We start from the raw sequence: 7,913 nt of genomic DNA on the forward strand, positions 1-7,913 counted from the left end.
GTTCATCATCACTACATTTATAGCTGCATGACGATAAGCAACAATCCATAGATGCCATCCGCCATTAATCGCATGCAGCTTATTAAATCTTACTGAAACTCCCATCAATAATACAGACTTGAATTGGGCATAGACATTAACGATGAGGAAAGAGCGGCTTAAAGATGATGATAAAACGAACGGCAAACCTCGCCAAATGGCGGGGAGGAGGTCAGCCATTTTTATCTTTATGATGAGGAGCGGGAGTTTAACTTTCTTGGTTTCCCTTTATAATCAATTCCTTAGAAATCATGGGCGAGAACCAACTAATCCTGTATCAATAGCTAGTTATATCGCCTTCATTGGTTGGCATTAAATGAGCATTCAAGCCATATTTGCGCCTAAGCGATTGGGCAAGTAATGCGGCATTCCCATATACTGTGTATATAGCCTTAGCGCGCGACTCCAATGCGAACTTAACGAGAGATAAATAATCGCTATGATTACTTAGTTGAATTGAGTTGCCATAGCCCCAACCCGTTACTCCTATTATATTCATTGGCCGCTTCAACTTAAATACATTGCGGAATCTTAGTCGAAGATCGCCATGGGTACCCGTTATCGCCACTATTGGCTCATCATGATCGGCTTCCGGCACCATTATTGATCCCATGGGTTCCTTTAAGAGCAACTTATTTAACTTATATACATTATAATCAAGGAATGGCTTATACTTCTGAAGCAGAACCGCCAATTCCTGTCCCTTGCCCAGGGGGTGACCACTAAATATAACATTATTGCCGAGGCTAATTGATTGCTCCACCTCATTAAGCACTAAGTCATATAACTCGCTTCTAGGCCTGAATATATAGCTCTCGCTCCCATATGTTCCCTCCATTATTAGGATATCTATATCCCTCATCGAGTCAGCACCCCTCTGAACAATGCTATCCTCCATATTAAAGTCACCGGTGNCTCCAATTGATAAATCATTGAACTCCAGCAAATACATTGCGCTGCCAATAACGTGGCCGGCATTCAAGGCTCTTATGCTTAACTCATCCAGAACCAATAAATCGCCTATCTCGATAACCGTGGATCCATCCAGCTTTAACCCATATACCTCNCTCAATATATCACGTGTCTGCTTCGTCATAATCAAATTATTGGCCTTAGTTATTGATGAAGTAAAGTGATCCGTATGGCCGTGAGTGATCAATACGTAGTCGTATTTAGATGGATCGAACTTCCTATATGGATCAATCAAGATAGATAGACCATTATGCTCTATCGATATGCCGCCGCTGAACCTCATCTTTAAATCCATTGACTAACCTGAGACAGTATCAATTATTTAAGCATAGTTCCTAATTTAAGCTAAGTTTGGCGCCGGGGCCGGGATTTGAACCCGGGCCCCCATGCGGGGACGGGATGACTTGCTGCTGGGACTCAAGTCCCGCGCCTTGGGCCGCTCGGCCACCCCGGCAACCATGAGGAGATGGGGTATTCCCTTTTTAAGGTTTCTCAATACATGTGCTAGCTCCTCTAAGGCACTAACTATATCCGCCTCGCCTAAATAGCAAGGTTAATGAGCGGCCTCCCATTGATAAAAAATGAGCTGTACTAATCCCTTTAGGCGGGGAGAGAGATGAGTTAGCTTTCTATGCTTAGTCAGATAAGGATAAATATGGATGCGTATCTTAGATCTAATGGGCGTAACTGAGCTTGGTAAATTGATAGAAAAGTCAAGGCAAGAGGTGGAGTTAATTAGACTGAATGGTCGCATAATTTCCATTGATGCTTATAATGCTCTATATCAATTCCTTGCATCTATAAGGCAACCAGATGGAACGCCATTGATGGATTCGCTGGGCAGAGTCACGAGTCATCTCAATGGTTTGCTTTATAGAACCATTAATTTACTTGAGAACGGGATTAAACCGGTATACGTCTTTGATGGAAAGCCTCCGCAACTAAAGGCAACCGAGATAGAGAGGCGGAGGCAACGCAAGATCGAGGAGGCCCAAGCAGCGGAAGCGGCTCTTAGGCTAGGCGATGTCAAGGAGGCTAGGAAACATGTGCAGCGATCGATATTTCTTCGAGATGATATGGTTAATGATGCAAAGGAATTGTTGAGGGCAATGGGTATACCCTGGGTGCAAGCGCCAGGTGAGGGGGAGGCGGAGGCTGCCTTCATGTCTGCTAGGGGGATTTCATGGGCTACAGGTAGCCAGGATTATGATTCGCTCCTATTCGGTTCGCCTCGGCTAATTAGGAACTTGACAATTACAGGTAGAAGAAAGCTTCCAAATAAGAATGAGTATGTCGAGATAAAGCCCGAATTGATAGAATTGAGCAATGTCTTATCGGAACTAGGATTAAGAGATAGGATTCAGTTAATAGATCTTGCAATACTCATAGGTACTGACTATAATCCGGATGGTATTCCCGGGGTAGGACCCCAACGGGCATTAAAAATGATTAAGGAGTATGGTTCAATAGAGAAAATAGTAAAGGTGATAGGCAGTGATAAGTTCCCAATGGACCCATTAAGCATACGAGATTATTTTCTTAAGCCTGACGTGATAGAAGTTAAGGTCGTATCATTTGGCAAGCCTAATGAGGATGAAATAATCAATATATTGGTGAGAAATCATGACTTTAATCAAGATAGAGTTAAGGGAGCCATAGATAGGTTAAAGAAGGCAATGAGCAGAGTTGGCGGATCATCAACTCTGGACTCATTCATGTGAAGAGGATGAGAAGCATGAGGACGTTTCCGGCTTGGATGCTCGTGAAGAATATGTTTGAGCATGAGCTGAATGGAACTCAGCTGGACATATTATTTGGATCAGTATTTGATAAGGCCATGGTAAAAATGAATTACTACTATAAGCGAGGCGTCGATGATTTCCTTGAAGCGGCCCTGAAGTACATGTCGTCAATACTGGATCATGAAGCTGCAATTCTAGGCATTAAATTAATGCCGGATCAAAGGGATAACATATTATCTAGAGGGAAGGCCATGCTTGATGCATTTAAATCCACGCCAGCCTTTGGACTACTAAGGCCAAAAACCAGGCTTGTGGTAATCGATGACTTAGTTGGCGTATACGTTCAGCCTGATTTCTATGATGGGGAAACCATATATGAGGTGAAAACTTTTGATCCACGGGGAGTAAACTATGTTAAATATCAAGTAAAGCTCTTCCAGTTAGGATACCCGGGAAGCAAGGCTATCCTAATAGGCTTTGATAAGGCCACAAATAAGCCAATCATTTTAACCATTGACCCGATTAATGATGTGGATAAGAATGAATTGATGAAGCAAGCATTGGCCTTCGGGTTAATTAATGGAGCGGAGGAAGAACCTAGCACCACCATAACTATTAGATATAACACTAAGGACCCTGCCTAAGGAGCGACAGCATCGTCTTGTAAGGCTTAAGGAATGCCTTACGGCCGCACACCCCTCTAGTGATAAAAGGAACGGCAAACCTCGCCCTTTAGGGCTGGGTAAAGCTTAGAAATCTCTGAGAATGGGGCTCTCGGCCGGTCAATTCTTTGGGAATGGGGAGTGAGGGGCCGACCCCGCAATACCGGCTCGGGAGGGGATGACCAACCGAGTAGCGTCCATAATGGGGCGTAATCCCCAAGACCTCGGGGAACCCTCGCCCTAAAGGCAGGGAGGAGGTCAGATAATTAGCGGCACCGCACTCCACGCTGAGCGAGCCAATTAATTATGGTTGGGCCCAATATTATGGGTAAGTTCGGTAAATCACCGATGCATTTGGAACCCGTTAAGAACATGGCTATCTTGAATTCCCTAACTACTCTCTCGGCGAATTGCATTAATTGATCCTTACCATTAAGCGCATTTATGAGCATGGGCCGCGACATAGTGAACGCGGAGGCGCCTAACGCAATCGCCTTGACCCCATCTAAACCTGAACGAATGCCGCCGGATGCCAGTATCACTCCATCAAAGACGGACTTGACTTCGCATATCGAGATGGCGGTCGGTATGCCCCATCCATTAAATACTGAGGAAAGCTCACTTATATCAGTTCTACGCCACCTTTCGGCTTCTATTTTAATGAAGGAGGTGCCGCCTATTCCGCCCACATCTATGGCCGACACCATCGAATCTTTTAGCTTAGCCGCCACTTCCTTTGATATTCCATTGCCTACCTCCTTAACGATAACTGGCTTATTTATGGATTTAGCTATGTACTTGATCTTATCAATGACTCCCTTGAACCATGGCTCACCCTCTGGTTGAAATACTTCTTGAGCTGGATTAAGGTGTATAGCTATCGCTGATGCATCAATCATGTCTATTGCCGCATTAATCCAATCAATTGCCTTGCTTTCATCTAGCTTAGATATTTGGGGGGCCCCTATATTAGCTATCTTAAGCGCGGATGGAGCTTTATCCTTTATTATGCTGAACGTCCATCTAGTTTCGGGTTTCTCTATTGCTATTCGCTGTGAACCTACATACATGCCTATTCCTAATTGTTCAGCGGCCTCCGCGAATATCTCATTTATCTTTCCAGAGAGTTCTGTTCCACCCGTTATTGCCCCTATTATAAATGGGGCAGATAATGGTTTCCCAAATAATTGTGTTGACGTATTTACTTCATCAAAATTGAAGTCGGGCAATGCATTATGTATTAACTGAACCTCGTCGAATAGCGTTGATCCTTCCTCTATATCTTTTTGTGCCGCTATCTTTATGTGCTCTATCTTTCTGTCTTCAATGCTTATATCAATCACCCCTATAAAACGCAATACTTGCGTAACCCACTGTTTCAACCCTATTAGAACTAGTGTCGCCCGATGTTGCATGCCTTAATAATTCAACATGCCTAGCGCCCTGTAATCTTGAGTACTCCATAGCTGTTAGTATGGCTCCAAAGCCACACACAGATACATTTAGCCTTTCCATGACGTCAAGAAAGCCCTCCGGCTCTAGTTTAAGAATTTGTTGGATGACCCGCATATCCTTTTCCGTGGTTATGTCATGAGGCTCATAATGATTTAAGTCACTTGATGCAACAAAAAAGATATCGCTAAATTTATCCCCAATAACATGCTTTAACGCCAATGCCATGCGTCTAGCAACATCCAGGGTCTGTTCCCAAACCACTATTGGAACTATCTTGGAGTGCGGAAATAAGTACTTTATAAAAGGCACTTGAACCTCAACCGAGTGCTCCTTCTCAAATGCATAAGCATCAACCTCCAAATAATTAAATGCATTGATTAATGCCTTGGCAACTTCACCATCGATCTCAATATCGCCAAGCGGTGTTTCCCATACCCCATCATCCATTATAGCCACTGGTGCGCCTATCCCATAATGATTAGGACCCATTATTATGAATGTGGATGGATCATAGTGGGCCTTAATCTCCATATAGGAATGGGCGGCAATTGGACCGGAATATATGTAGCCAGCATGGGGAACTATCACGGAGACAAGCCCATTGATTTTGGCCCGTTGACCAGATCCAGGGCCGAGGGGATGCTGTATTGACCACTCTATTCTCTTTCTAAGTGATTCCGCATCATCCTCATAAAAAGCACCAGCCACAGCAGGTTTTCGTCTGATAGCCATTTAGTTAAAGGCAAAGCTAATCTCCTTAATATATCTATCCGCCCCCAATATTGGCTCTAGAAATACTCGTCCCTCAAAACCAATTGAGGAAGTCATTTATGAAACTGCAACACTCTTTCTTGGAACCGTGGCGGTGTGACGCTTAGCAACTTGCCTCTGATAGCTGGATTGGTTGAGTTTTAGGCTGCCAATTATTGCTGCAGTTAGAGAACCGATTAGTATGGTGATAATCCAAAGGGGGGAACCGAATGCTATTGATAATGCCACCAGCATCCAAGCCCCCATTATTATGAACATGGCCATTATTCTTCCCATGATAGTTCTTATTTGGTTATTATTTAAATCCGAATCGGTTAAAAAACAACGAATTCCATATCTACTATCAAAAGTTTCAGCAATCTATTTATGAAAATAAAGGCGCTGGGCAGCTTAGCTAATACGACTAACGTTAAATAATTATTGTACTCCCACAGCAAAACCTAAAAAATGGTACCTCCAACGAAGAAATGCCATGTCAAGTGAAAATACAATCAAGTTGAGGAAGGCGCTGAGCTTCCAAGACCTAACGTTTCTCTCGGTGACTGGAATGGTGGGAAGCGGATGGTTATTTGCATCCCTAGGCGCCGCTGCATATGCTGGTCCAGCAGCCATAATTTCATGGATCATTGGAGGCGCATTCTTCATCATAATGGGGTTCGCATTCGCTGAACTTGGAGGATTACTTCCATTCACTGGTTCACTGGTGCGCATAAATCACTTCACACATGGTTCCTTATCTAATTATTACCTGGGATGGGCATATCTCATAGGCGTAGCGACGACTGTACCCCTTGAGGCAGAGGCCGTGATTTCCTATACCAATAGATACTTGCCGATATTCAGCACTCAAGCCGGCGTATTAACTCCGCTGGGTATAGTAGCTGCTGCAGCCTTAATTCTAGTATTCCTAATCATTCAATTGATTGGGGTTAATGTAGCTGGAAAAACCAATACAATAATAACTTGGTGGAAGTTCATAGTGCCAACCATAACTGCCATTTTGTTAATATCCCTCGCATTTCATACAGATAATTTCTCGCATTATGGTGGATTCTTGCCCTTTGGGTATGAAGCCATATTTAGCGCCCTCGTTCCAAGCGGCATAGTCTTCGCATCTTCGCATATGAGGGATTCAGACAGGCGCTTGAGTATGCGGGGGAGGCACTGAATCCTCATCGTGATGTTCCAAGAGCCATAATAGTATCCATTGTATTGGTGATACTATTATATGTTCTTCTTCAGGTAAGCTTCATTGGGGCAATCAATTGGTCAACTATTAAACTAGTAAATAGCGAAGGTCAGGTAACGGGGCCAATAACGCCGGGAGATTGGGGCAACCTTCTTAATTCAAACTGGGCGGGCTCGCCATTCTATAGTTCCCTACTATATAGCGGCGTTGCTTTTTTGGCTTCCTTTGCCATAGTACTGCTGATAGATGCATGGATATCGCCAGCAGCGACGATGGGAGTATATCTGGGAACAACGGCGAGAAGCTTCTATGGCTTATCGAAGCAAGGATATTATCCTAACCTCTTTAGTTCTCTGCATCCGAGATTCCAAACACCATGGTTCTCATTAATATTCACGTTCTTCTTATCAGTGATATTCCTACTACCATTTCCAAGCTGGTACTCATTGGTCTCGTTATCCGCTTCAGCCACAGTGGTTAATTACCTAGCAAGTGGGCCTGCATTAATAGTATTGAGAAGGACCGCGAAGGAGCTCAAGAGGCCATATGAGTCCCCCGTTCCATGGCTTGTCGCATCCTTAAGCTTCATTTTCTCATCAATGCTAATATATTGGACAGGATGGCCGGGCGTGGGCTGGGTATTCTTAGTAACCGCATTTGGATTGCCTTTATTTCTTTTAGGTTATGGAAGCAAACTGAATCTAAGCAAGCTAGAAGTAATTATATTTACAGCAATATTTTGGAGCTTGCTGTCTGCGGATGCTTTCTTCGGATTATATGAATCGCTCTGGCCATTTACATTAACGTGGGGATTATTCAGCGCATTATTGATAATGGGCACCATATACCTATATTTGAAGAGCCATAGCGTTGAAGTGAAGGCTTCCTCATGGTTCATTGCATACATGATAATCACCGGCGTAATGGCCTATATTGGATCGGGAGGAACGGGGCTAATACAATATCCATTGGACTATGTGATAATGATCATTATCTCCACGATAATTTTCATAGTTACGGTAAAGCAAGGGTTTGAGACCGAGGAAATAAGGCAAATAAAGGAGCATGGACTACCAGTGGAGT

At 43.7% G+C, this 7,913-nt stretch carries 7 protein-coding genes, 1 tRNA gene and 1 pseudogene; 4 read left to right on the plus strand and 5 right to left on the minus strand.

The features are described 5' to 3' along the window. Window positions 1–316: 316 nt before the first annotated feature. Both AT710_00670 and AT710_00675 read right to left on the minus strand, forming a co-directional pair. Window positions 317–1,306 carry a hypothetical protein gene (locus tag AT710_00670; protein KUO93242.1) on the minus strand — a complete coding sequence of 330 codons (990 nt, stop codon included), beginning with the start codon at window positions 1,304–1,306 and terminating at the stop codon, window positions 317–319. Between the two features lie 57 nt (window positions 1,307–1,363). Beyond that, a tRNA-Ser gene (locus tag AT710_00675) sits at window positions 1,364–1,465 on the minus strand. 223 nt (window positions 1,466–1,688) lie between these two features. Here AT710_00675 and AT710_00680 point away from each other — a divergent pair. Next, on the plus strand, window positions 1,689–2,732 hold the full coding sequence (locus AT710_00680) for a flap structure-specific endonuclease (GenBank protein KUO93243.1): 1,044 nt from the start codon (window positions 1,689–1,691) through the stop codon (window positions 2,730–2,732). After that, window positions 2,729–3,397, plus strand: coding sequence for a hypothetical protein (locus tag AT710_00685; GenBank protein ID KUO93244.1), 669 nt, complete (start codon window positions 2,729–2,731; stop codon window positions 3,395–3,397). Before AT710_00680 ends, AT710_00685 begins: the two co-directional genes overlap by 4 nt. Window positions 3,398–3,681: 284 nt before the next feature. On the opposite strand, the gene AT710_00690 is transcribed toward AT710_00685, so the two are convergent. The 3 genes from AT710_00690 to AT710_00700 form a co-directional block, all read right to left on the minus strand. Next, window positions 3,682–4,749 carry an isopentenyl pyrophosphate isomerase gene (locus AT710_00690; GenBank protein KUO93250.1) on the minus strand — a complete coding sequence of 356 codons (1,068 nt, stop codon included), beginning with the start codon at window positions 4,747–4,749 and terminating at the stop codon, window positions 3,682–3,684. Window position 4,750: 1 nt separating this feature from the next. Beyond that, the gene (locus tag AT710_00695; GenBank protein KUO93245.1) at window positions 4,751–5,602 is read right to left on the minus strand and encodes a hypothetical protein; all 852 of its coding nucleotides are present in this window, start codon (window positions 5,600–5,602) and stop codon (window positions 4,751–4,753) included. A 96-nt stretch (window positions 5,603–5,698) separates the two neighbouring features. Beyond that, window positions 5,699–5,917 (minus strand): hypothetical protein, encoded by a 219-nt coding sequence (locus tag AT710_00700; protein KUO93246.1) that lies wholly within the window; start codon window positions 5,915–5,917, stop codon window positions 5,699–5,701. A gap of 196 nt (window positions 5,918–6,113) precedes the next feature. Between AT710_00700 and AT710_00705 the strand changes: the two genes are divergently transcribed. Beyond that, entirely contained in the window at window positions 6,114–6,809 is a 696-nt protein-coding gene (locus AT710_00705) for a hypothetical protein (GenBank protein ID KUO93247.1), read from the plus strand. A 47-nt stretch (window positions 6,810–6,856) separates the two neighbouring features. Then, window positions 6,857–7,913, plus strand: a pseudogene (locus AT710_00710).

Origin of the sequence: Thermocladium sp. ECH_B (assembly GCA_001516585.1) — an archaeon.
Classification (GTDB): Archaea; Thermoproteota; Thermoprotei; order Thermoproteales; family Thermocladiaceae; genus Thermocladium.

What these genes read in the sequence shown, in the direction of transcription:
- AT710_00680 (KUO93243.1), top strand. Translation starts at nt 1,689, where the DNA reads ATGGGCGTAACTGAGCTTGGTAAATTGATAGAAAAGTCAAGGCAAGAG.
- AT710_00695 (KUO93245.1), bottom strand. Translation starts at nt 5,602, where the DNA reads ATGGCTATCAGACGAAAACCTGCTGTGGCTGGTGCTTTTTATGAGGAT.
- AT710_00700 (KUO93246.1), bottom strand. Translation starts at nt 5,917, where the DNA reads ATGGGAAGAATAATGGCCATGTTCATAATAATGGGGGCTTGGATGCTG.
- AT710_00705 (KUO93247.1), top strand. Translation starts at nt 6,114, where the DNA reads ATGTCAAGTGAAAATACAATCAAGTTGAGGAAGGCGCTGAGCTTCCAA.